This is a genomic window from Lysobacter niastensis, assembly GCF_031457115.1.
Lineage (GTDB): Bacteria > Pseudomonadota > Gammaproteobacteria > Xanthomonadales > Xanthomonadaceae > Lysobacter_J > Lysobacter_J niastensis_A.
Genome location: NZ_JAVDVY010000002.1, coordinates 1052368 through 1074299 on the forward strand (window position 1 = coordinate 1052368; position 21932 = coordinate 1074299).

Genomic DNA, 21932 nt, shown 5'->3' on the forward strand with positions numbered 1-21932 from the left:
TCCGGGACACTAGGCCACAAGTCCCACCGGTGCTGGAATGCCGGCCCAGCCCGCGGCTTCCGTCCTTACACTGTGACACCCGAAACATTCACCCCATCGCCAAGGAGATCGCGATGAGCCCCGCCTCCCGATCGCGCTGCGTGCTGGTCACCGGTGCCAACCGCGGCATCGGCCTGGAGTTCGTCCGCCAGTTGCTGGCGCGCGGCGACCACGTCGTCGCCACCTGCCGCCACCCCGGCCGCGCCCACGCGCTCAACCAGCTGGCCGGCGAGCACCCCGGCCGCCTGCACGTGCTGCCGCTGGACGTGGCCGACCCCAAATCGCATGCGGAACTGGCGCGCGAGCTGCCGCTGGTGATCGACGGCCCGGACGAGCACCGGCTTGACGTGCTGATCAACAATGCCGGCGTGCTGCATTCTGGCGAGACCTTCGCGCACGTGCCGGCGTCGCAGATGGACGACTCGCTGCGCACCAACGTCACCGGCCCGTTCCTGCTGACGCAGGCGCTGGCCGCGCAGCTGGTCGACGACGCGGTCGTGGCCAACCTGTCGTCGATCCTCGGCTCGATCTCGCAGGTCGACGGTTTCCACACGCCCAGCTACGCCATCTCCAAGGCCGCGCAGAACATGGCGACCGCTCTGTTGGCGCGGGCGCTGGCCGAACGCGGCATCCGCGTACTCGCGCTGCATCCGGGCTGGGTGCAGACCGACATGGGCGGCACCGGCGCGCAGGTCGCGCCGGAGCAGGCCGTGCGCGGGCTGTTGCAGGTCATCGACGACAGCTCGCTTGCCGACAGTGGCCGCTTCATCGACTGGCAGGGCCAGTCGCTGCCGTGGTGAGCATCGGAGCGCCCTGATCGCATGTTCGACGTCGTCCTGTTCCAGCCCGAGATCCCACCCAATACCGGCAACGTGATCAGGCTGTGCGCCAACACCGGCGCGCGCCTGCACCTGGTGCGCCCGCTCGGCTTCACGCTGGAGGACCGCCAGCTCAAGCGCGCCGGATTGGATTACCACGAGTACGCCACGCTGCAGGTGCACGACGACCTGGACGCGGCGTTGGCCGCGATCGCGCGGGCGAATGGCCTTCCGCCACGCTTGTTCGCGCTGAGCACGCGCGGCGCCGTGCGTTTCGATACTCCACGCTACGCCGCGGGGGATGTGTTCCTGTTCGGGCCCGAAACACGTGGCCTGCCCGCCGACGTGCTCGAGCGCGTGCCGCAGGAGCAGCGAATGCGCTTGCCGATGCGTCCGGACAACCGCAGCCTAAACCTGTCCAACGCGGTCGCGGTGGTGGTGTTCGAGGCCTGGCGCCAACACGGATTCGCCGGCGGCGCCTGAGCCGGACCGATCGCCTACTCGCCGAGGAACCGGTGGATGCAGGCGAGCATCGTGGCGTGCGCCGGCTCGCGATCCAGCGGCAGGTGGCTGTCGCTGGCGAGCGTCACCAGCTCGGAATTGGCGATGCCCGAAGCCAGTGCGACGCCCTGCTCCAGCGCCACGCGCTGGTCGCCGCGCGAGTGGATGACCAGCGTGCGCGCACCGACGTCGGGCAACCGGTGACGCACGTCGATGGTGGAAAACACTTCCAGGAACCGCACCGCGTTCTCTGCCGAAGCGGTGCGGCGCTGGAACTCGTTGAACCAGTCCAGCTCTCCCGCGTTGCCGCTGGGAAAGAAGCTATGCGAGAAAATCTGCCGATAGGCGGGGTTGTCCTGGCCCCAGCCGTGGCGCACCAGCGTCATCGTCGCCTCGCGTTCGGCCACGGTGCGCGCATCGCCCCAGATGCGCCAGCCGCTGGCGTAGCCACCGATCAGGATGAGCGCACTGACACGCTCGGGGTGACGCGCGGCGTATTCGATCGACACCGCACAACCCTGCGATACACCCATCAGCGGGAAGCGCTCCAGGCCCAGTCCGTCCACCACCACCTCCAGGTCGCGGACGAATGCCTCGAAGCTCAGGTCCTCCACGTCCCATTGCGACAAACCGTTGCCGCGCTCGTCGTAGCGGACCAGTTGATGGCGTTCGGACAGCTCCCGGATCAGCAGGCCCCACAGCGGGCTGTGCCAATCCAGCTCGAGATGGTTCAACCAGTTCGCCGCCTTGACCAGGGGCGGGCCGGCACCTGTACAGGCATAGGCGATGCGGACGCCGTCGGGCGTGGTCCTGTACCGGACGGTCTGGCCATGGCGATTGTCGTGCGGTGCCGATGCGTTGGGTCCGGAGCGCGCCGTGCGCGACGGCGGTACCGGTGCAATCTGGGCTGCTGTCTCGCGATATAGATAGGCGCGATCCGGCGCCGTCTCCGGAAGCTCGGCCGCGCGCATCAGCACGCGCGCGCGGATGCGATCGGCGGCCAGTCGCTCGCTGGTCAACCAGGTGTCGAACAGCGGACTGCGCGGAAGGTCCAGGCCGGCCAGCGGAGGGTGCAATGCCTGTTCGGCCAGGTGCAGCAATCGCGACGATTCGACATTCTCGTCGGCCGCCGCGCTCATCTCGTCGAGATCGCTGACGACGGTGTCGGGCGCACAGGACACCTGCTCGCGGCTGGCCACCAGCAGCTCGGCCTGATCGCCCAGCGATTGCCGCAACTTGGACAGCGACCAGCGCAGCGAAGCACGCGGATCGTTGGGCACGTCCCAGAACATCTCGCACAACTGCTCGCGACGCCAGGGGCGTGACGAACGCAGCAACAGGAACAGCAATGCCCGCGCCTTGCGAGAAGCGGGAAGATCGATGGGGACCGTGCCGCGCAGGATGGCCGGCTCCCCGCAAAGGCGGATACGAATGGGGGGCATTGCCACTCCCTGACTCAACCGGACGCGACCGAACAAACATCGCCATAACATTCGGCCGATCACGTGTTCTGATTTTCCACGCACATCATGACGCTTACAACGCCGGTTACAACGCTCGCGACAACGCCTGGCACCTAATCTTTCGCGCTCCAACAGCCCAGCGGAGCAGACGATGGCAATTGGTGGAACGACCCCCAAGGACAGCTTTGTCTACGGCACGAATGAATCGAAGAGGGATGACCTTCCGCAGTTGCGCGGCGGTGAATTTCTCACCGACTGTGGCCTGGAGACGACCACTTTCCAGGAGCAGGACGACACCTACCACGACGCCGCGTTCATGTTGTTGCGCACGCGCTCCGGCCGTCAGTGGCTCAAGCGCTACTACCGCAGCCACGTGAATGCCGCATTGTCGACTGACAGCGGTTTCATCCTCGAGACTCCTACGCTGCGCGCCCATCCGGACTGGGCGTGGGATTTCGATGTGTCCACGACCGAACTCGACGCGATCAACAGCGCCGCTGTCGAGCTGGCGCGTTCCATTGCCGATGAGTTCGCGACGCAACCGGTCACGCTGGTGACCAGCGGCTGCATCGGCTCCCGTCACGACGACCGAACCACGCAATCGAACATGACCATCGTCGAGGCCATGGAATACCACGGTCGCCAGGTCGCCGCGTTTGCGCACGCCCGGGCAGACATGATCACCGCGACCGCGATGGCCCAGTGCGACGAAGCGGTCGGCATCGTGCGCGCGGCGCGCGTGGTCGGGATCCCGGTGGCAGTGTCCTTCAACGTTGGCGGCGATGGCCGCCTGCCTACCGGACGAAGCCTCGGAGATGCGATCACCACGGTCGATGCGGCCACGGGAAGTGCCCCGGTGTATTACATCGTGCGCTGCGAGCATCCCAACGATGCGGCCCGGGCCCTCGATACCCAGGCCGAGTGGGTGCGGCGCGTGCGAGGCCTGAGCGTGGTATCGAGCAGCCGAGCCGAAGAAGAAGTGTCGGAGTTGGTGCGGCGACAAGGCCGTTCATTGCTCCAGCATCACTCCTGGATCAACGTGCTCGGTGGCTGCACCACTTCCGCGCGCATCGAGCAAACCGCCAAGGCGTGTGCCGTCGCGGCCCATGCCATGTCAACCGAAAGCGCACCCAGACCGTGGTCCAACCATAGCTGGGTTGATTGAGCGTCTCCCGTTACTCGGAGCAGGCGTCGGCAGCGCATGGCGGCCGACGTCGCTTGAGCTTGCGAAGCTCCTGCACTCTGCGCTGGCGTGGCAGCGCACACCTCATTTCAAACGACGACAAACACCCCGCTGAACCGCAGCCGGACCTCACGGTATCTGCATAGTTCCTGTACTGATCGGTTCAGAGTTAAGGTTAAATTTGGGTTAGGTCCGGATACTTGCCCTCACCGAGACGGCCTAGATCCCCCAGAGCGCCGCTCCGGAAAAACAAAACCAAGAGGCTGAGACCTGATGAAGCGTTCCCCTGCTCGTTCCACGCTTGCCGCCCTGATCCTGCTCGCCGCCCTGCCGTTCGCCGCTTCCGCAGCCGATGGCGTGTCCTATACCTATGTCGAAGGTGGCTACGCAGCCGCGAGCACCGACGATGTTGACGTGTTCGGCAACCCTGCCGACATCGACTCCGATGGCTGGGCTATCAACGGCTCCGGCGCCATCGCCCCGAATTTCCATGTCTTCGGCGGTTACAGCAACAAGGAAATCGACGACACCAGCGTCGACTACGATCAGTGGCGCCTGGGCCTGGGCTACAACCACGAACTGAACTCGCAGATCGACCTGCTGACCCGCGTCGCCTATGAGAAGTTCGACGCCGGCAATGATTTCGACTTCGACGGCTGGAGCGTCGAGGCCGGCGTGCGCGGCGCCATTACTCCGAACTTCGAGGGTTATGCACTGGCCGGTTACGAGGACTACGACCAGGGCATCGATGGCGACTTCTATGGTCGCGTCGGCGCGCAGGTGAAGTTCAACCCGACCTGGGGCATCAGCGGCGACGTCAAGTTCGCCGACGGCGCCACCGAGTACTTCATCGGTCCGCGCGTCAGCTTCTGATCCCGCGTCACCTCGCGATTTCTCTCTCCCCCGAATCGCGATGAAGAGCCCGGCTTCGGCCGGGCTCTTTTTTTTTTGCACTGGGCGAGTGCGCACCAGAAGCGTGGGCAAATCCCCTGGGTTTCCGGCCGGCTTTCTGGACTTTTCCGGACCGGCTGCGCAGACACGGCGTGGCGAACTGATCCAGAATGGCTCGCCGGCGACGAGGCCGGCCGTCCTGTGCCGCGCAACGCGCTCAAGGCGAGCCACCACACACTAGGGGACTACATGAAGAAGCACCTTGCGCTGGCGCTCGCGCTGGCCATCGCACCATTGGCCGCCTCCGCCGACGAGATCAGCTACACCTACGTCGAGGGCGGCTATGCCCAGCTGAACCAGGATGGAGAACAGGAAGCAGGCCTCGACATCGACGACATCGAGGCCTCCGGCTTCTTCGTCGGCGGTTCGGCTGCGTTGGGCGACACCTTTCACGTCTTCGGCGGTTACCGCAGTGGCAGTGACGATGTGCGCGTCACCGTGCTCGGCGTGGGCAGCGACGAATTCGATACCGACCTCAGCCAGTTCAACATCGGCCTGGGCTATCACCACAGCATCAATGATCGCACTGACCTCGTGACCGAGATCAGCTATATCAACTCCGATGTCGAGGTCGAAGGCGAAAGCGAAGACGGCGATGACGGCCGCGTTTCGGTCGGCGTGCGCCACATGTTCGCCGACAGCTTCGAAGGCTGGATCAAGGGCCACTACACCGACGGCGATTTCTACGACGGCAGCTTCAGCGCCAGCATTGGCGGCCAGTTCAAGCTCAACCCGACCTGGGGCGTGGTGGGCGAAATCGAAGCCGGCGACGACGTGTCGACCTTCATGATTGGTGCACGCGCCAGCTTCTGACAAAAGCAGCTTCCGACGAAACTGACTTGTTGTGAAAAGCCCGGTTTTTACCGGGCTTTTTTTATTCCTGGTGGCGCATCTCCATCAAGTTCGCGCGGCTGAAGGCGGCATGGAATCTACGGGTTCGCACAGTACGTCAGGACGAGAACGACGACTACGATGCGGGCATCGACCTGGAAGGGTTCCAATTCGGCTTGGGCACGCACTTCGCCCTGGCCGACAGCACGGACGCGATCTTCGAACTCGGCAGCCAGTTCAAAGTTCAACGAGACTCGGGGCGCGGTCGGCGAGGCGGAAGCGGATACGATCTTCGCCTGTGCCGGCGATCTGGCACCGCCCGATCCCAAATACAAAGAGCCCGGCCTTGGCCGGGCTCTTTCATTGGCAAGCCACCTTCTCCCGCGAGGCGCCGATCAGGGATCAGCCAAACAAGCCACTGGGGTATTCGGGCTTCTGCTCGCGTGCCAGCAGCAGCCGCAGGCCTTCGGCTGGCGTGATCTCGCCGTGCAGCACCTGCTGCACCGCGCTGGAGATCGGCAGTTCGATGCCGTGACGTTGTGCCTGGCGCATCACCTCGTCGGCGGTCTGCACCGACTCGACGACTTGCCCGATCTCGCGCACCGCGTCTTCGATGGACTGGCCTCGCCCCAGCGCCAGGCCCAGGCGGCGATTGCGCGACAGGTCGCCGGTGCAGGTCAGCACCAGGTCGCCAAGTCCCGCCAGGCCCATGAGCGTCTCAGCCTTGCCGCCGATGGCGTGATTGAGCCGCAGCATCTCGTTGAGACCGCGCGTGATCAGCCCGGCGCGGGCGTTGAGCCCCAACTGCATGCCATCGGCGACGCCGGTGGCGACCGCCAGCACGTTCTTCATCGCGCCGCCCAGTTCGGCGCCGAGCATGTCGTTGCCGGTGTAGGCGCGGAAGGCAGGGCCGTGCAAGACGTCGGCGACAAGCTTGGCGAAATCGTCGTTACAGCCGTGGACGGTGAGCGCGGTGGGCAGGCCCTGCGCGACCTCCTTGGCGAACGAGGGTCCGGTGACCACGGCCAGCGGCACGCATTCGCCCAGCACTTCCTCGGCGACTTCGTGCAGGAAACGACCGCTGCCGGGTTCGAAGCCCTTGGTCGCCCAGGCGACACCGGCATGCGGCGGTCTATGCGGGGCGAGCGTGCGCAGGCTCTGCGCGAAGGCGTGCGAGGGCACCACTACCAGCACCAGGTCGGCCTCACGCATCGCGTCGGCGAGGTCGGTGGTGGCGCGCAAAGACCCAGGCAACGCGATGCCCGGCAGATAACGGGGGTTTTCGTGGCGTTGATCGATGGCCGCGATGATTTTTTCATCGCGGCCCCACAGCACGGTCGGATGACCATGCCGCGCGATCAGGGCCGCCAGCGCGGTGCCCCAGGAGCCCGCGCCAAGAACGGCAACCTTCACCAGTGCAGTCGCTTCCATGCCGCGACGCGATCAGGCGTTGCCGGCGGTCTCGGCGTCGGCCAGGCCGTCCTGGCCCTGCGCGGCGCGCTGGCGCAGGCCTTCGGCGTAGAGGGCGTCGAAGTTGATCGGCTGCAGGAAGAACGGCGGGAAGCCGCCGGACTGGATCAGGTCGCTGACCAGCTGGCGTGCATACGGATACAGCACGTTCGGGCAGTGCGTGCCGAGCATGACGTCGAGGGTCTGCGCGTCGAAACCGGCCAGGCCGAACACGCCGGCCTGCTTCACTTCGACCAGGTACATCGGCTTGTCGCCGGCGTTGCAGGTCAGGGTGATGCCGAGCACGACTTCATAGGCATTGTCATTGAGGCGCTGCACGCTCTGGTTGAGGTTCATCTGCAGCTGCGGCTGGACCTGATCGTTGAACACGGCCGGAGCGCCCGGCACCTCGAAGGAAACGTCCTTGACGTAGATCTTCTCGACGGTGAAGGCCGGGCCGGTGGCTTCGGACGAGGCGGCAGCGCCGTTGACGTTTTCTTCGGACATCTCGTAACTCCAGGCAAATACGTAAGTAGTCGATTATGGCACGCACCCTCGGCGCGGCCGGCTGTTCAGGGCAGGGAAGAGCCCGCTGCAACATTCGCGCCTGCCATCCCCTGTTTCCGGTGTTGGGGCGCGGCGGCGGCGATCAAGGGGCTGTGGCGCGGGCTGGCCCGCGCGCCTTGAATGGTGAGCGGGTCACGACCCGCCGTGCGGCTTCGGGACGCGGAGAACCGGGTGTGCGCTTACGCGCGGCCCTTCACCAGCGGAAGGTCGGCGTGCTGCCAGGCCTGGACACCTCCCTCGAGCCAGTAGACCTGCTCGAAGCCGGCCTTCTTCAGGCGCTTGGCGGCGTCGGCCGAGGCCTGGCCGTTGCGGCAGACCACCACCACCGGCAATGCCTTGGCGCTGGTCAGCAGCTTGTTCTCCGGGTCGAACTGGCTGGGCTGGACCGACTTGCTGCCGGCGATGTGGCCCTTCTCGAAGTCATTGCTGGCCGACAGGTCGATCACCAGCGCATTGTCGCGGTTGATCAGGCCGGTCAGTTCGGCCGGGCGCAACGCCTTGTAGCCGCGGAACAGGCGGGCCACCTCGGTGTAGATCAGCGCCAGGGTCAGGCCGACCAGGGCCAGCGAGAGATAGAGATGGCGCTCGGCGAAGGCCAGCAGGTCTTGAAAGGTCACGGCGTCACTACTGCGGAAACGGGGGCGCGATTGTCGCCCAGCGCCCGCGGCGGCGCAAAAGTCGCCGTCCGTAGCCCGCCTACTGCCCGGCCCACAGGTCCGGCAGGCCGCTGGTCACCCACCAGGTCTTGGCCTCGGCGTCCCAGCGCCAGACTTCGCGGTACCGCACCGTTCGCTCGGCCAGGGTGTAACGGTTGACCACGCCGATCTCGATCTCGCGCACCGCCGTGCCCGCCTTGAGGTCGGCGCTTGCGCCCTTGTCGTGGTACGAGGTGATCTGCACCTGCTTGTAGCGCTCGAACTCCAGGTCGGTGACCGGGTGCTCGTCGCGGACCTTCGGATCGACCAGATTCCACGCCCCCTCGAAATCACCCCAGCGCACCGCGCCCGAGAAGTCGTACTGGAGGCGGGTGAGGGCGTCGGACTTGCGACTGGCAACAGCCGTGCCCGCCAGCATCAGAAGACACAGCATCACCAGCAGCTTGCGCAGTGCGGGTTGGACGGGGCTCAGCAAGCGCATCGGACCATCCGGATTCTTGAGGATGCCGCCATCGTAGCTCACGACTTGGCGATGGCCACGTAACGCGCGGTGAACTCGGTCGCAACGCCGCCATCGGGCAGCAGCGCACGCGCCACCACGCCGGTGCGGGCGCGACCGCGCTCACGCAAAGTGGCGATGAAGCCGGGCCAGTTCGACTCCGGCGCCAGCTCGGCCTGCACCTCCAGGTCCCCGAACAGGGGCGCCAGGTAGCGGATCTGGCTGTCGGCGACGAACACCTCGGCTTGCAGGCCGGCGGCCTCCACGTGCAGCGACACCAGCCCCCAGGAGGCCAGCGTCATCATCGAGGCGAGGCTGCCGCCGAACGCGCAGCCCTTGTCATTGACGTGCAGTGCCAGCGGCGCGCGCAGTTGCAGGCGGTGACCGTCGTAGCCGGCGATCTCGACCTGCATCGCCGCCACCGGCGGCATCGACTGGTAATGATGTTGGAGGCGTTCGAGTGCGTCTTCGTGGTTCATGCGGTTACTGCGCTTCGGGGGGACCGCGTGGGGCGGCTATGCTGGTCGCATGCAGGCCCGCATGCCGACACAGCCGCCCGGATGGTACGTGATCTCGCTGCGCCCGCGCGGCGGGCACGATGCCATGCGCCGGGCCGCGGCACGGCACGGCGCCGGCCTGATCGCCCTGTCGCCCTGGTCGCTGAAGTTGCGTGAGGACGACGATGCGCGCCTCGCCCTGAAGGCGGCACTGGCGGCGTCCAAAGTCGTGTTCACCAGTCCGGCTGCGGTGCGCGCCGCGAATGCGCTGCAGCCGTTGCGCACGCATCCGCGCCAGCAATGGTTCGCCGTCGGTGCAGGCACCGCGGCTGCTTTGCGTCGGGCCGGCATCGCCCAGGTGCAGGCACCACAGCGCATGGACAGCGAAGGCCTGCTGGCGCTGCCTGGACTTGCCGAACTGGAGGGCATCGAGGTCGGCTTCGTCAGCGCACCCGGCGGCCGTGGCGTGCTGGTGCCTTCACTGCAGGCCCGGGGTGCGCGCATCCTCCGCGCCGACGTGTACGAGCGCGTCCCGGTCCCCCCCTCGTCCAGGGCGGTGGCGCAACTGCAGGCGCTGTCCGACCCTGCCGTGCTGGCCCTGTCGAGCGGAGAGGCGTTGCAGCGGATCCTCGAGACCTTGCCGGCGACCGCGCTGGCCGCGCTGCGGCGCGCCCGGATCGTCGCCGCCAGCGAACGGCTCGCCGGTTTCGCCCGCGAGTGCGGCTTCGACGACGTCGTGACCGCGCGCGGCCCGCGCCCGGCCGACCTGCTGGCGGCGGCGGGCGACGCCCGGACGTGACCGCGGTCGCATCCGGTAGCATGGGCCGGTCCCGCACCCCACGTGATGCCGTGTCCACGACGCCCGATCCGACTTCTGCGCCCGCTCCGGCCACTCCCGCACGCCGCTCCGGCGCGGGATGGTGGTTGCTGCTGATCCTGCTGCTGGCCGGTGCCGGCGCCTACGGGTGGAAGCAGTGGCAAGCGCGAAGCCAGCGCGAGCGCACCGAAACGCAAATCGAGCAGCAATTGTCGGCGATCGACGGCCGCATCGATGCCGTCCGCCGCGACCAGCGCGCGCAGGTGCAGCGCCTGCAGCAGGCCGATGCCACCAACCGCGTCATGCGCGACGAACTGCTCGGCATCGGCCAGCGCGCGGCGTTGGTCGAGGACACCGTCGCCAAGCTTTCCGATCCTGACCGCTACGGCGCACAGGCATTGCGCCTGGACGAGACCGAATTGCTGCTGACGATGGGCCAGCAGCGACTGACCATCGCCGGCGACCTCGACGGTGCACGACGCGCCTACGTGCTGGCCGGCCAGGTGCTGGACGGCATCGACGATCCGGCCTACCTGAGCCTGCGCCAGACGCTGCAACAGGAGCGCGCCGGGCTGGAGGCGATCGGCATCGAACCGCGCTTGCAGGCCATGGCCGAGCTGGATGCGTTTGCGCAGACCATGACCGCCGCGCCGCCGCAGCTGGCCGGAACCACCCGGGAGCGTGCGCCATGGTGGCGCCGCGCTTTCGGCCACCTGATCGACGTGCGCCCGAGCGAGCGCGCCGTCGCGGTGCAGCCGGCCGATCGCCTCGCCGCAATCGCCGGCCTGCAACTGGAGATTTCCCTGGCGCGCGCCGCCGCCGAACGTCGCGACGCGACCGGTTTTCGCGCTGCGCTCGCCCGCGCCGACGGCTGGCTGACCCGCCTATGGCCGGAGTCACCGGAACTGCAGCGCGAGCGGGCGCGCCTGAAGGCGATCGCGGCGCGGCCGCTTTCACTGGCGATTCCGACCCTGGGCAGCACACTGCAGCAACTGCGCCAGTTGCGTGCATCGAGTTGAAGGAGGCCGCATGAACCTCTTCCGTAACCTGCTGTTCTGGATCGTACTGGCGCTGGCCGGCGCGCTGCTCGCGCAGTTGCTGCTGCAGGATCCGGGCTACGTGCTGGTGCGCTACGGCGGCAACGACTACACCACCAACGTGCCCAAGGCCATCGCATTGGTGCTGGCCGCCGCGGCGGTGGCGTGGGTGTTGTGGAAGGTCCTGAGCCTGCCGTTCGTCGCCCTGCGCCGGCATCGCAAGAAGCAGGCGCGCGCGCGCCTGATCGACGGCCTGGATGCCCTGCACCAGGGACACTGGAGCCGCGCCGAGAAACAACTGTCGCTGGCTGCAGCGCAGCACGATGTCGCCACCGTCGCGCGCGCAGCCGCAGTGCAGGCCGCGCTGGCCCGCGGCGATGATGCGGTACTGCAGCGCCAACTCGACGCGTTGGCCCTGGAGTCCGCCTCGGCGCACGCCATCTCCGCCGCCGAAGTCGCCCTCGCCAAAGGGCGTCCGGCCGACGCACTGGCGGCGCTCGATGCGCCCGTCGCCGCACCGCTGCCGCCGCGCGGACTGGCCCTGCGCGCACAGACGCTGGTCGCGCTGGGCCGTGCCGACGAAGCCTACGGATTGCTTGGCGCGCTGCGCCAGCAGCAGGCATTGCCGGCCATGCGCCTGTCCGAACTGGAAGCGCAATGGGCCGCCGCCTCGCTGCGCCAAGCCGCCGACGCCAACGTCCTGGCCGACCGCTGGGAAGCGTTGCCCAAGCCTCTGCGCAACGATCCTGCTTCGGTCGCGGCATACGCCGAGCGCGCTGCCGCCATGCGTTGGGAAGAAGCGGCGGCCCGCAGCATCGAGCAGGCGCTGGATTCACGCTGGGACGAATCGCTTGCCGATCTCTACGGCCGCCTGCCGATTGGTCGGCTGGAATCGCGCCGCGCCAATGCCGAGCGCTGGCTGCCTGCGCATCCGGGCAGCCCCGCACTGCTGGTGACGCTTGCACGCCTGGCCCGCGCGCAGGGCCAGTGGTCGCAGGCGGAAAGCTACCTGCATCGTGCGCTCGCACAGGGCGCGCACAGCGAAGCCTGGGAAGAGCTGGGCCACGGCTTCGCGCAGGCCGGCGACCAGGCCAACGCCCGTCTTTGCTACCTCAATGCCCTGCGCGCCTCGCGCGGCGAGGCGACGCAGGAGTTGCCGGGGCGCGATCTGCGCCAGAGGATCTTCGACGAAGCCGTCGTCGAGGAACGCGACGAGCACGGCGTGCCGCGACTGCGCGGCTAACGCCGTCGCCCAGCACCAGACTACAGAAGGCGTTCCCACAGGACCCCGAACTTTACTTCGGGCACGGCGAAGCAGAACGGCAATGCATCGCCAATGATCGCGTGCAGCGCGTCGCTGTGGAACGACCCGGGCTGAAGGGTCAGCGGCAACACCTGGGCAACATCGACCGGTAGATCAATGCCGGCGATGGCAAGCCGTTGGATGTCGGGCACGCGCGCTATCGCGCATTGACGCAGCGTCAGGCGGGCGACGGCGTCCTCCCAGCTTGTGAACCAGGCCTGCAAGGTGTCTGGCAATTCCCGTGCATCGACTCGTTCGGCGCGGCAACGAAAGTCGGGCGCGCTGCCCTCTCCGGCAACGATCAGCGTTTCATAAACATCGCCCGTCGTGGTGTGGCGAAACTTGTCGGCAAGGTGCGTGGGCAGCGCATCGCTCAACAACCTCGCCCCGGCGGTGTACGGCAAGCTGTCCATCACGTTGTCGATGAAGAACACCGCTTCGCTGTACCGTGCCGAATCTTCGAGATACAGGCGCCAATTGCTCTGCAGCGGCGAAGGAAAAACGCGACGCAGCCACTTGGGCACGGGCGGGCCGAAGTGTCCATGCCGATAGGTCAACACGGTCAGCACCGTCATGCCATCGCGCTGCCAGGGGCACAACCCTGGCGGAACCAGGGATTGCACCCGATCCAGGGGAACCACCCAATTTAGATACACGACGTCTTGCACGTCGCTGACGAGCGGCATGAAGGGCAGATGCGCGAAGACCCTCCGCCGAGCGCGCAGCAGCCAGCGGCAGGTCAGGATCTGTCGCACCCGATGGCCCCACCAACCCGTGCGCGGGTAGGCAAATTCCCTGTTGCCTGGTGCGATCCCCATCCGCTGCGGCGTGCGGATCAGCGCTCGAGTATCGCCACCACGCCCATGCCGCCAGCGGTGCAGATCGACACCAGGCAGCGGCCGCCTCCGCGCTGCTTCAGCTCCTTGGCGGCGGTGGCGACGATGCGTGCGCCGGTCGCGGCGAAGGGATGTCCTGCCGCCAGCGAGGAACCGTTCGGGTTGATCTTGGCCACGTCGATGCGGCCCATCGGCGCGTCCAGGCCGAGGCGGTTCTTGCAGTATTCCTCGCTCTCCCACGCGCGCAGCGTGCACAGCACCTGCGCCGCAAACGCCTCGTGGATCTCGTAGAAGTCGAAGTCCTGCAGGGTCAGGCCGTTGCGCTTGAGCATCTCCGGCACCGCCACGGTCGGCGCCATCAGCAGGCCCTCGCCGTGGACGAAGTCGACCGCGGCGACGTGTGCGTCGCGCAGGTAGCACAGCACTTCGTGGCCGTGCGATCGTGCCCACTCGTCCGATGCCAGCAGGCAGGCCGAGGCGCCGTCGGTCAGCGGCGTGGAATTGCCCGCCGTCAGCGTGCCGCGGCCGGACGTCTTGTCGAACGCCGGCTTCAGCGACGCCAGCTTCTCCAGCGTGCTGTCGGCGCGCAGGATGTTGTCGCGCGAGACGCCGCGGAAGCTGACCACCAGGTCATCGAAGAAGCCGCGGTCGTAGGCCGCGGCGAGCTTCTTGTGCGACGACAGGGCCCACTCGTCCTGCGAATCGCGCGAGATGTTCCACTGCTTGGCCATGTCCTCGCAGTGATCGCCCATCGACTTGCCGGTGCGCGGCTCGGCCACGCCGGGGAACTCGGGCTTGAGCTCGCGGAAATGGAAACCCTTGAACGCCGCGAGCTTGTCGCGCGGCGTCTTGGCGCGCGCGGCCTCCAGAATACGGCGGCGCAGCTTCTGGCCGTACACGATCGGTACGTCGGAGGTGGTATCCGAGCCGCCGCCGACGCCGACCTCGATCTGGCCGGCGGCGATCTTGTTGCCGATATGGACGATCGAGTCGAGCGAGGTGCCGCAGGCGCGCTGCAACGTGATGCCCGGCGTCAGCGGCGACAGGCCGGAGGACAGCGCGGCCTCGCGGCCCAGGTTCCAGTCGCTGGAATGCTTGATCACCGCGCCCATCGCCACTTCGCCGAGTTGCTGGCCGTGCAGGCCGTACTTCTCGACCAGGGCGCCCAGGGTCCGGACCGACATGCCCAGGTTGCCGACATCCGCGTAGGCCGAATTCTGGCGGCAGAACGGAATGCGGACGCCGCCAAGTACGGCGACGGGACGGGCTGGACGCATCAGTGCACCTCGATGGAACCTGGGGGAGTTGCCGGGACCGTAACGACCGCCGGGCATAATGGGGGCAGTGTAGCGCCGCCTTCGCGTGCGACCAAACGCCACCGTATCCATGAGCTTCGCCAACAACACCACCCCCGCTCCCGCCACGCTGCACGTGCTTGGGGCCCTCGCCCTGGAGCTACGCGGCGATGCGCCGGTGGCACGGCAGGCCCTGTCGCAGGCCGAGGTCGGGGCGCTGGCCGATCTGATCGCGCGCGACCTGTCCGGGTTCGCGCCCGAGGCCGCGTCGCTGGAACTGGTCACGGTGGGCGCCCACTACGACCCGGTCGAGCTGCTGCGTCCCGGCTGGCCGCTGCATCGTGAACTGGACCAGCTGGCCGCGCGGGCGCCGGGCCGGGCCGAAGCGCGGGTGGTGGCGTTCGGCGCGCATGAAGAACAGTTGCCCGGTGCGTTGGCGCCATCGGCCGATTTCGCCGGCGGTCCGCTGCGACTGGTGCCGTTCGTGCTGGGCGGCGATGTCGATATCGCCACGAGCGTGGGCGAGGCGTTCGAGCGCGAGCTGCTGGAACGCGGCATGGCCGGCGCCGATACCGCGCTGGCCGCGCAGGAGGCCTTCGGCCTGCGCGTGGAACACGCCCGCTACCTGACCGTGCACGACCTGGCCGCGATGATGGCGATGCAATACGACCACGCCGGCCTCTCGCCGTTGTGGCCCCTGCTGGAAACCGCGCTGCTGCAGCCCGAAGGCGAGGAATGGCTGGACGCGCCGCCGGAGCCGCTGGTGCACTACGTCGGCGGCGAAGCGCGCATCGCGCTGTTCGAGCCGCGCGCCTGGAAGGCCCGTTACGCCTCCGACGCGCCGTGCGGTACGGACGAGTGCCGCGAGAAGCTGGAACGCCAGCACCAGCATTTCCAGGCGCGGCAGCGACAGATCGCGGCCGTGCTGGGCGCTCACGGCATTCCGGTCAACTTCGTGCATGCGATCGCCGAGGGTCGCGAGTCCCTGGATTGACGCGGCCTGCGAGATCGTCCGCAACACGATCATGCGCAAGGTCCTGTTCCTCTGCAGCCAGAACCGCCTGCGCAGCCCGACGGCGGAGCAGGTCTTCGCCGATTGGCCCGGCATCGAAACGGCGTCGGCGGGATTGAACGTCGGTGCGGACAATCCGCTGACGCCGGAGCTGCTGCAGTGGGCGGACCTGATCTTCGTGATGGAACGTGCGCACCGCTCCAAGCTCTCGGCGCGCTTCCGGACGCACCTGGGCGGCAAGCGCATCGTCTGCCTCGACATCCCCGACAACTACGAGTTCATGGATCCGGAATTGATCCGGCTGCTGCAAGGCAAGGTGCCCCCGCACCTGCCCTGACCGGCGGCTACGGTTTGGTTCGTTCGAATTCCGCCTCGAAGATCGCGTAACCCGCATCGACCATGCCCAGCGATGCGTACGTCTTGCGGGCATTGTCATTCTCGCGCTCGACGTACAGTCGCAACCCGATTATGCCCGCGCTGTCGCGCGCCAGTTTCTCGACATGTCGGTACAGTGCGGCGAACACGCCCTTGCGCCGATGCGCCGACGGCACGTACACGCTCTGGATCCACCACCACTCGCCATCGCGCCAGTCGCTCCATTCGCGCGTGAGCATCAGCGTGCCAACCGGTGCGGCGATGGTTTCGCGACCAGCGACGTCGGCCTCGTCCATCGCGATGAAGTAGCGCGCCTTGGCTGGATCGGCGATGCCGGCCGCGACGCCGCGGCGCACGGTGTCCGGGTCAAGCTTCTTGTGCTCGGTTTCCCACGCCATGGCGATCGCCCATTCGGCGAGCAGGTCGCGATCGCGTGCGTGGGCTTCGCGGATGCGCAGGTGCGTGGCCATGGGCCTACTGCGTGACCGTAATGACCCCACAAGCCTGCCGGCCACCGGCATTCCCGGTCGGCTGCGTCTTGTAGTCATCCGGTGCGGCGTGGACGATCACCGCCTTGCCGGCCACGTCGTTGGCCGCGCCACCGCCGAGCGTGACGCCGGCAGCGTGCACGCTCACCTTGGCCACGCCCTCGCCATTGGCGGTGATGTTGTCCATGTCGCCGCCGTGGTGCGCGCCGCTGTCGACCTTGCCGTGCGGCGAGCCGGCCGGATTGAAGTGCCCACCCGCGCTGCTCGCGTCGGCCGCGCTGCAATCGCCTTTCTCGTGGATGTGGATGGCGTGCACGCTGTTGGGGGTGAAGCCGCCGATCTCACCGGTGAGATGCACGCCGTCGCCCATCGGCGTGACGCTGAGCCGACCGCTGACCAGACTGCCCGAGGCCGAGGCCAGGTTGACGACGGCGGCCTTTGCGGTCGATGCCGATGCCGATGCCGATGCCGATGTCGTCTTCGACGTCGAAGACGAAGACGGCGGCGCACTCGTCGTCGGATTGGAACTGCAGGCGGAAACAGCCAGGACGGTAGCGGCGGCGAGCAATAGGGTCTTCATCTGAGTCTCCTTGTGACCTGGTTCCTGCATGGCGAGCGCGAAGCCTAGCCCTGCGCGGGTAACATCATGGTGAATGCCCACGACGGAAATGTCGTGGTGGGTTGGCTAGGGTCGCTTGCGGCCGGAACCCAGCTTGCGCGTGAGCGTATTGCGTCCCAGGCCAAGCCGGGCCGCCGCTTCGCTGCGGCGGCCGCCGGTGTGTTCGAGCGCGGCTTCGAACAGGGCATGCTCGAATCGCTCGCGCGCCTGCGCATGCAGGCCGTCGTTGCCCAGCGCCAGTTGTTCGCGGGCCCAGGCCGCCAGGCGGCTTTCCCAATCGTCCTCCGCCGACACACTCGCATTGCGCACAGGCGCGGATGCCGTGTCGAGCGCATCGTCCATGTCGGCTCGGGTGACGGTGTCGGCAGGCGCCAACGCGGCCAGCCGCCAGCACAGGTTCTCCAGCTGGCGCACGTTGCCAGGCCAGTCGTAGGCCAGCAACCGGTCCAACGCCGGCTGCGACAGACGCTTGGCGGGCGCTTCGAACTTGATCGCAGCCGCAGCGAGGAAACGCTCGGCCAGGCGCGGAATGTCCTCGCGACGTTCGCGCAGCGGCGGCAGGCGCAGGCGCACCACGTCGAGGCGATGCAGCAGGTCGGCGCGGAACCGGCCATCGGCCACCAGTCCTTCCAGGTCCTGGTGCGTGGCCGCGATCACGCGCACGTCGACGCGGATCAGTTCGCGGCCGCCGACACGGAAGAACTCACCTTCGGCCAGCACGCGCAGCAGGCGAGTCTGCAACGGCAGCGGCATGTCGCCGATCTCGTCGAGGAACAGCGTGCCGCCGTCGGCCTGCTCGAAGCGGCCGACATGGCGACGCGTCGCGCCGGTGAAGGCGCCGGCCTCGTGGCCGAACAGTTCGCTCTCGAGCAGCTCCGCCGGGATCGCCGCGGTGTTGAGCGCGACGAAGGGCTTGCGCGCGCGCGGCGACTCGCGGTGCAGCGCGCGCGCCACCAGTTCCTTGCCGGTGCCGGTCTCGCCGGTGATCAGCACCGACAACGGTGCCTGCGCCAGGCGTCCGATCGCGCGGAACAGCGTGCGCATCGCCGGGGCGTCGCCGATCAGTGCATCGGACTGCGTCGCCGCGCCCTCACGCGCGGGCGCCTGCGCCTGTTCGACCGCGCCGAGCGTGCTCGCAGCCAAGGCCACGGCGTCGTCAAGATCGAATGGCTTGGACAGGAATTCGTGCGCGCCGCCGCGGAAGGCGCCGGCGGTGCTGGCGACGTCGGTGTAGGCGCTCATCACGATCACCGGCAACCGCGGCAGGCGCGCCTTGATGCGGTCGAGCAGCGCCAGACCGTCCTGCCCGGGCATGCGCACGTCGGTGAACAGCAGGTCGGGCGCCGCACGTTCGTCGAGCGCGTCCAGCGCATCGTGTGCGCTTTCGAAGCCGTCGACGTCGTAGCCGGCCTCGCGCAGCGCCGTGGCGAGCACGAAGCGCACGCTGCGGTCGTCGTCGACCACCCAGATGCGCGCAGGGTTATCGGACATGATCGCCTCGCCTGGCGTGGTTGTTCATATCAGCATCAAGCGCCATCGGCACTTTCCTCCAACGCCATCGGCAGCAGCAGCGTGAACACGGTGTGCCCCGGCCGCGAGCGATACACCAGCGAACCGCGATGCTCGCGCGCGACCTGCTGCGCCAGTGCCAACCCGAGGCCACTGCCTTCGGCACGGCCCGAAACCAGCGGCAGGAACAGCTGCTCGGCCAATGCCTCGGGCACGCCACGCCCGTCGTCGCTGATCTCCAGACGCAACGCGATGGGATGCACCACATCGGCGATGCGCACGGCGTGCTCGGCGCGCGTGCGCAGCGTGACGTGGGTGGCGCCGGCCTCGATCGCGTTGCGCACCAGGTTCCATACCGCCTGCACCAGCCGGTCGGCATCGCCGTCGAACTCGGGCAGGCTCGGGTCGTAGTCGCGCAGCAGGCGCACGGCCCAACCGGCCTCGCTTTCGGCCAGCCGCAGCACGCGCTCGAGCACGGCGTGGATGTTCACCCGCGCATGCGGACGCGGCGGGGCCGGTGTCAGCAGATGATCGACCAGGGCGGTCAGGCGCTCGACCTCGCTGCCGATCATGGAAACAAGTTCGCGCGCGTTGCCATTGCCGGCATCGGGATCGATGCGGCGCGCCAGCAACTGCGCGGCGCCCTTGAGTCCGGCCAGCGGATTTCGCAATTCGTGCGCGAGCCCCTTGAGTGAGGCCGAAATCGCCGACGGCAACAACAACGCCGGATCGTCGCCGGGAAACTCGTCGACCGGATGGGCTTCCAACAACCACCCGCCGTCCTCGCGCCGGCTCAGCCACAGGTCGGCGAAGCACTCCTCGCCGTCGCTGTAGCGAAGGCGGCCGCGGCGCACCCGCAGCGGCGCGCTGTCATCGCTGGCCCGCCGCAGCGCTTCGGCCAGCCGGCCATCACCCGAGTCCAGTCCGGCCAGCGGCCAGCCCTGCAGGCGCCGGGCACTGACCCCCAGCCAGCGCGAGAAAGCGGTGTTGCAACCGGCGATGACCCCGGCCCCGTCGCTCCATGCCAGGGGTGTGGTCAACGTGTCGAATTCGGGCGCGACGGAACTCATTGCACCATCGTAGTGCAAAACTGCGCCTGGGACGCCGGGGCGCACGTCCAGTTCGCACCAGTACGATGCACTTCTGCCGTCACGTCGCGTTGCCGCCCCTTTCGTATCGTCGGTGCCGATGCGCATGACCGATCCAGACACGCGCGGATGAGCGGCCGGCACCACCCTCGCGCGATTTCGCGGCCATCGGCGTCATCGGATCCCCCGACGGACACCGATGGCGCCGTGGTCGAGCTGCCGGACGACGTCCCCAAGCGGGCCCAGCATGAGCCGGCGACGCGGCGCTGGATCGCCCAGCGCGTCGCGGACCTGCTGGGGTATCGCTATGCGGGCCGTTACGAACCGGACATGGCGGTCGGCGGCCGCCTCTATTTCGTGCCGCAATCGACCTTGCTGCTGGACCGCGCGCGGCAGCTGCGCATCTCGACCGAGCGGGACCTGCTCGGCGGCGTCGTTCCCCACCGCTTCGTGGCCAGCAAGGCCATCTCGCATACGCTCATCGACAACGCACGCGTCGTTCCCGAGGGCTGGTCGCAGGACCTGGCCCGTTCGCTCGAATCCGTGGTTCTGCCGGGCAGGTCGGCGTTCGGCCGCGACGACGCGCGCGAGGCGGGCATCGCGCTGTTGAAGCGCCACGCCGCGATCCGGGTCAAGCCGGGCGCGGGCATCGGCGGCCTGCATCAGTCGGTCGCGACGACGGCGGCCGAGCTCGATGCCGCCCTGGATGATCTCGACGAAGACGCGACCCGACAGCTCGGCGTCGTGCTGGAGATCAATCTCCAGGACGTAGAGACCTACAGCGTCGGGACGGTACGCGTCGGCGATCTGACCATCGCCTATGTCGGCGTGCAGCGACTGACCCGCAACCACAAGGGCCACGAGGTCTACGGCGGCTCGGATCTGACCTGCGTGCGAGGCAGGTTCGAGGAGTTGCTCGATGCCACGACGGATCCCGCGCAACGCAAGGTGCTGGGCCTGACCATGCACTACGACGCCGCCATCGCCGACAGATATCCTCAGTTGTTCGCGTCGCGCCGTAACTACGATGTCGCGGCGGGGCGTGGCGAGGACGGCGCGCTTGCGCATGGCGTGCTCGAGCAGTCCTGGCGCATCGGCGGCGCGACGCCCGCCGAAGTGAGCGCACTGGCTGCGTTCGCGGCGGATCCGACGCTGCACCGCGTGCGCGCCTCGTCGCACGAGGTCTACGATCTGATCGATCCGCCGCCCAGGGCCGAGGTGTATTTCTCCGCCATCGATCCGGCCGTCGGCGCCCTCACCAAGTACTCACTGGTCAAATGCGGCCTGGACGATCGGGATGGACGTTAGGCTCGAATCGCTGGAACTGAAGGTCGAGCAGGACTGCATCTGCGGGTCCGTGCTCTCGCCGGCCTCGGCGTTGCCCGGCGTCTTGTTCGTGCACGGCTGGGGCGGGAGCCAGCGGCAGGATCTCGTGCGGGCGCGCGAGGCGGCCGGATTGGGCTGCGTATGCCTGACCTTCGACCTGCGCGGCCACGAGCGCACCGCGATGCAATGGGAAAACGTCAGCCGGGCGCAGAATCTGGCGGACCTGCTATCGGCTTACGACTGGCTGGCGGCACAGCCCAACGTCGACCCGGCTTCGATCGCCGTGTCCGGCATCAGCTACGGCGGCTACCTGTCCACGCTGCTGACCGCGCGTCGCCCGGTGCGCTGGCTCGCGCTGCGCTCCCCGGCGATCTACAAGGACGAAGGATGGCACCAGGCCAAGCGCCAGTTGCATATGGACGCCGACCTTCCCGCGTACCGGCGCCGGCGCGTCGACTGGCAGGAGAACGAGGCCCTTCGTGCCTGCGCCGATTTCCGAGGCGATGTGCTGCTGGTGCAGGCCGAACACGACGACGTGGTCCCCCACATGGTGATGAACAACTACGTGGCCGCGTTCGTGCATGTTCGCTCACTGACGCGACGCCAGGTCGATGGAGCGGACCACACCTTCAATGCGCCCCCGGCGCAAAAGGCCTACAACGCGATCCTGTGCAAATGGCTGCGCGAGATGATCATGGGCGCGCGCGAGGAGATCGCCGCGACTCGGGTGCGCGAGCGGGCACCTGACTCAATGCCCGACAATTGAATCATCC

At 67.9% G+C, this 21932-nt stretch carries 24 protein-coding genes; 12 read left to right on the forward strand and 12 right to left on the reverse strand.

Annotation, left to right across the window (positions count from 1 at the left end; all coding sequences use genetic code 11):
- Positions 1–113: 113 nt before the first annotated feature.
- Both J2X06_RS14110 and J2X06_RS14115 read left to right on the forward strand, forming a co-directional pair.
- On the forward strand, positions 114–839 hold the full coding sequence (locus J2X06_RS14110; protein WP_310063421.1) for an SDR family oxidoreductase: 726 nt from the start codon (positions 114–116) through the stop codon (positions 837–839).
- Positions 840–860: 21 nt separating this feature from the next.
- The gene (locus J2X06_RS14115; protein ID WP_310063422.1) at positions 861–1340 is read left to right on the forward strand and encodes a tRNA (cytidine(34)-2'-O)-methyltransferase; all 480 of its coding nucleotides are present in this window, start codon (positions 861–863) and stop codon (positions 1338–1340) included.
- A gap of 14 nt (positions 1341–1354) precedes the next feature.
- Here J2X06_RS14115 and J2X06_RS14120 read toward each other — a convergent pair whose 3' ends face one another.
- Entirely contained in the window at positions 1355–2800 is a 1446-nt protein-coding gene (locus J2X06_RS14120; protein WP_310063424.1) for an alpha/beta fold hydrolase, read from the reverse strand.
- Positions 2801–2972: 172 nt separating this feature from the next.
- Between J2X06_RS14120 and J2X06_RS14125 the strand changes: the two genes are divergently transcribed.
- From J2X06_RS14125 to J2X06_RS14135, 3 genes are all read left to right on the forward strand, one after another.
- The gene (locus J2X06_RS14125; RefSeq protein WP_310063426.1) at positions 2973–3986 is read left to right on the forward strand and encodes a homocysteine S-methyltransferase family protein; all 1014 of its coding nucleotides are present in this window, start codon (positions 2973–2975) and stop codon (positions 3984–3986) included.
- A 291-nt stretch (positions 3987–4277) separates the two neighbouring features.
- Complete coding sequence (locus J2X06_RS14130) at positions 4278–4877, forward strand: diffusible signal factor-reguated Ax21 faimly protein (RefSeq protein WP_310063428.1); 600 nt, start codon at positions 4278–4280, stop codon at positions 4875–4877.
- A gap of 267 nt (positions 4878–5144) precedes the next feature.
- The gene (locus J2X06_RS14135; RefSeq protein ID WP_310063429.1) at positions 5145–5768 is read left to right on the forward strand and encodes an outer membrane beta-barrel protein; all 624 of its coding nucleotides are present in this window, start codon (positions 5145–5147) and stop codon (positions 5766–5768) included.
- A 420-nt stretch (positions 5769–6188) separates the two neighbouring features.
- On the opposite strand, the gene J2X06_RS14140 is transcribed toward J2X06_RS14135, so the two are convergent.
- The 5 genes from J2X06_RS14140 to J2X06_RS14160 all read right to left on the reverse strand — a co-directional run bounded on the left by J2X06_RS14140 (position 6189) and on the right by J2X06_RS14160 (position 9436).
- On the reverse strand, positions 6189–7217 hold the full coding sequence (locus tag J2X06_RS14140; RefSeq protein WP_310063431.1) for an NAD(P)H-dependent glycerol-3-phosphate dehydrogenase: 1029 nt from the start codon (positions 7215–7217) through the stop codon (positions 6189–6191).
- A gap of 12 nt (positions 7218–7229) precedes the next feature.
- Positions 7230–7742, reverse strand: coding sequence for a protein-export chaperone SecB (gene secB / locus J2X06_RS14145; RefSeq protein ID WP_310063433.1), 513 nt, complete (start codon positions 7740–7742; stop codon positions 7230–7232).
- Positions 7743–7981: 239 nt separating this feature from the next.
- Entirely contained in the window at positions 7982–8419 is a 438-nt protein-coding gene (locus J2X06_RS14150) for a rhodanese-like domain-containing protein (RefSeq protein WP_310063435.1), read from the reverse strand.
- Between the two features lie 79 nt (positions 8420–8498).
- The gene (locus tag J2X06_RS14155) at positions 8499–8981 is read right to left on the reverse strand and encodes a hypothetical protein (RefSeq protein WP_310063436.1); all 483 of its coding nucleotides are present in this window, start codon (positions 8979–8981) and stop codon (positions 8499–8501) included.
- A complete protein-coding gene (locus J2X06_RS14160; protein WP_310063438.1) occupies positions 8978–9436 on the reverse strand; it encodes a YiiD C-terminal domain-containing protein in 459 nt (152 codons plus the stop codon). Before J2X06_RS14160 ends, J2X06_RS14155 begins: the two co-directional genes overlap by 4 nt.
- 61 nt (positions 9437–9497) lie before the next feature.
- Between J2X06_RS14160 and J2X06_RS14165 the strand changes: the two genes are divergently transcribed.
- The 3 genes from J2X06_RS14165 to J2X06_RS14175 are packed head-to-tail and all read left to right on the forward strand — an operon-like array spanning position 9498 to position 12551.
- Positions 9498–10253 carry a uroporphyrinogen-III synthase gene (locus tag J2X06_RS14165; RefSeq protein ID WP_310063440.1) on the forward strand — a complete coding sequence of 252 codons (756 nt, stop codon included), beginning with the start codon at positions 9498–9500 and terminating at the stop codon, positions 10251–10253.
- A gap of 50 nt (positions 10254–10303) precedes the next feature.
- Positions 10304–11290, forward strand: a complete 987-nt coding sequence (locus J2X06_RS14170; RefSeq protein WP_310063441.1) for a uroporphyrinogen-III C-methyltransferase — start codon at positions 10304–10306, stop codon at positions 11288–11290.
- Between the two features lie 10 nt (positions 11291–11300).
- Positions 11301–12551, forward strand: coding sequence for a heme biosynthesis protein HemY (locus J2X06_RS14175; protein WP_310063443.1), 1251 nt, complete (start codon positions 11301–11303; stop codon positions 12549–12551).
- 20 nt (positions 12552–12571) lie between these two features.
- Here J2X06_RS14175 and J2X06_RS14180 read toward each other — a convergent pair whose 3' ends face one another.
- Together J2X06_RS14180 and J2X06_RS14185 are read right to left on the reverse strand one after the other, a co-directional pair.
- The gene (locus J2X06_RS14180) at positions 12572–13366 is read right to left on the reverse strand and encodes a DUF2071 domain-containing protein (protein WP_310063445.1); all 795 of its coding nucleotides are present in this window, start codon (positions 13364–13366) and stop codon (positions 12572–12574) included.
- Between the two features lie 80 nt (positions 13367–13446).
- Entirely contained in the window at positions 13447–14724 is a 1278-nt protein-coding gene (locus J2X06_RS14185; RefSeq protein WP_310063447.1) for an acetyl-CoA C-acetyltransferase, read from the reverse strand.
- A 109-nt stretch (positions 14725–14833) separates the two neighbouring features.
- On the opposite strand from J2X06_RS14185, the gene J2X06_RS14190 reads away from it, so the two are divergent.
- Together J2X06_RS14190 and J2X06_RS14195 are read left to right on the forward strand one after the other, a co-directional pair.
- On the forward strand, positions 14834–15736 hold the full coding sequence (locus J2X06_RS14190; protein WP_310063448.1) for a hypothetical protein: 903 nt from the start codon (positions 14834–14836) through the stop codon (positions 15734–15736).
- Positions 15737–15764: 28 nt separating this feature from the next.
- Positions 15765–16091 (forward strand): low molecular weight protein tyrosine phosphatase family protein, encoded by a 327-nt coding sequence (locus J2X06_RS14195; protein WP_310063656.1) that lies wholly within the window; start codon positions 15765–15767, stop codon positions 16089–16091.
- A gap of 7 nt (positions 16092–16098) precedes the next feature.
- Here the strand turns inward: J2X06_RS14195 and J2X06_RS14200 are convergent, their stop codons facing one another.
- The 4 genes from J2X06_RS14200 to J2X06_RS14215 all read right to left on the reverse strand — a co-directional run bounded on the left by J2X06_RS14200 (position 16099) and on the right by J2X06_RS14215 (position 19815).
- Positions 16099–16599: a GNAT family N-acetyltransferase gene (locus J2X06_RS14200; RefSeq protein WP_310063450.1), complete on the reverse strand. Its 501-nt coding sequence runs from the start codon at positions 16597–16599 to the stop codon at positions 16099–16101.
- A gap of 4 nt (positions 16600–16603) precedes the next feature.
- Positions 16604–17197, reverse strand: coding sequence for a superoxide dismutase family protein (locus tag J2X06_RS14205; RefSeq protein ID WP_310063452.1), 594 nt, complete (start codon positions 17195–17197; stop codon positions 16604–16606).
- A gap of 105 nt (positions 17198–17302) precedes the next feature.
- Positions 17303–18727, reverse strand: a complete 1425-nt coding sequence (gene ntrC, locus J2X06_RS14210) for a nitrogen regulation protein NR(I) (protein WP_310063454.1) — start codon at positions 18725–18727, stop codon at positions 17303–17305.
- Between the two features lie 35 nt (positions 18728–18762).
- Entirely contained in the window at positions 18763–19815 is a 1053-nt protein-coding gene (locus J2X06_RS14215) for a two-component system sensor histidine kinase NtrB (RefSeq protein ID WP_310063456.1), read from the reverse strand.
- A gap of 225 nt (positions 19816–20040) precedes the next feature.
- Here J2X06_RS14215 and J2X06_RS14220 point away from each other — a divergent pair, with 225 nt between their 5' ends.
- Together J2X06_RS14220 and J2X06_RS14225 are read left to right on the forward strand one after the other, a co-directional pair.
- A complete protein-coding gene (locus tag J2X06_RS14220) occupies positions 20041–21141 on the forward strand; it encodes a DUF3182 family protein (RefSeq protein WP_310063458.1) in 1101 nt (366 codons plus the stop codon).
- On the forward strand, positions 21131–21925 hold the full coding sequence (locus J2X06_RS14225) for an alpha/beta hydrolase family protein (RefSeq protein ID WP_310063460.1): 795 nt from the start codon (positions 21131–21133) through the stop codon (positions 21923–21925). The genes J2X06_RS14220 and J2X06_RS14225 overlap by 11 nt, the downstream gene beginning before the upstream one ends.
- The last annotated feature ends 7 nt before the right edge of the window (positions 21926–21932 follow it).

Excerpts from the sequence above, each read along its gene's own strand:
- J2X06_RS14110 (WP_310063421.1), top strand. The coding sequence starts at position 114 with ATGAGCCCCGCCTCCCGATCGCGCTGCGTGCTGGTCACCGGTGCCAAC.
- J2X06_RS14120 (WP_310063424.1), bottom strand. The coding sequence starts at position 2,800 with ATGCCCCCCATTCGTATCCGCCTTTGCGGGGAGCCGGCCATCCTGCGC.
- J2X06_RS14215 (WP_310063456.1), bottom strand. The coding sequence starts at position 19,815 with ATGAGTTCCGTCGCGCCCGAATTCGACACGTTGACCACACCCCTGGCA.
- J2X06_RS14185 (WP_310063447.1), bottom strand. The coding sequence starts at position 14,724 with ATGCGTCCAGCCCGTCCCGTCGCCGTACTTGGCGGCGTCCGCATTCCG.
- J2X06_RS14115 (WP_310063422.1), top strand. The coding sequence starts at position 861 with ATGTTCGACGTCGTCCTGTTCCAGCCCGAGATCCCACCCAATACCGGC.
- J2X06_RS14125 (WP_310063426.1), top strand. The coding sequence starts at position 2,973 with ATGGCAATTGGTGGAACGACCCCCAAGGACAGCTTTGTCTACGGCACG.
- J2X06_RS14130 (WP_310063428.1), top strand. The coding sequence starts at position 4,278 with ATGAAGCGTTCCCCTGCTCGTTCCACGCTTGCCGCCCTGATCCTGCTC.
- J2X06_RS14175 (WP_310063443.1), top strand. The coding sequence starts at position 11,301 with ATGAACCTCTTCCGTAACCTGCTGTTCTGGATCGTACTGGCGCTGGCC.
- J2X06_RS14190 (WP_310063448.1), top strand. The coding sequence starts at position 14,834 with ATGAGCTTCGCCAACAACACCACCCCCGCTCCCGCCACGCTGCACGTG.
- J2X06_RS14225 (WP_310063460.1), top strand. The coding sequence starts at position 21,131 with ATGGACGTTAGGCTCGAATCGCTGGAACTGAAGGTCGAGCAGGACTGC.
- J2X06_RS14135 (WP_310063429.1), top strand. The coding sequence starts at position 5,145 with ATGAAGAAGCACCTTGCGCTGGCGCTCGCGCTGGCCATCGCACCATTG.
- J2X06_RS14140 (WP_310063431.1), bottom strand. The coding sequence starts at position 7,217 with ATGGAAGCGACTGCACTGGTGAAGGTTGCCGTTCTTGGCGCGGGCTCC.
- J2X06_RS14205 (WP_310063452.1), bottom strand. The coding sequence starts at position 17,197 with ATGAAGACCCTATTGCTCGCCGCCGCTACCGTCCTGGCTGTTTCCGCC.
- ntrC (WP_310063454.1), bottom strand. The coding sequence starts at position 18,727 with ATGTCCGATAACCCTGCGCGCATCTGGGTGGTCGACGACGACCGCAGC.
- J2X06_RS14165 (WP_310063440.1), top strand. The coding sequence starts at position 9,498 with ATGCCGACACAGCCGCCCGGATGGTACGTGATCTCGCTGCGCCCGCGC.
- secB (WP_310063433.1), bottom strand. The coding sequence starts at position 7,742 with ATGTCCGAAGAAAACGTCAACGGCGCTGCCGCCTCGTCCGAAGCCACC.
- J2X06_RS14160 (WP_310063438.1), bottom strand. The coding sequence starts at position 9,436 with ATGAACCACGAAGACGCACTCGAACGCCTCCAACATCATTACCAGTCG.
- J2X06_RS14200 (WP_310063450.1), bottom strand. The coding sequence starts at position 16,599 with ATGGCCACGCACCTGCGCATCCGCGAAGCCCACGCACGCGATCGCGAC.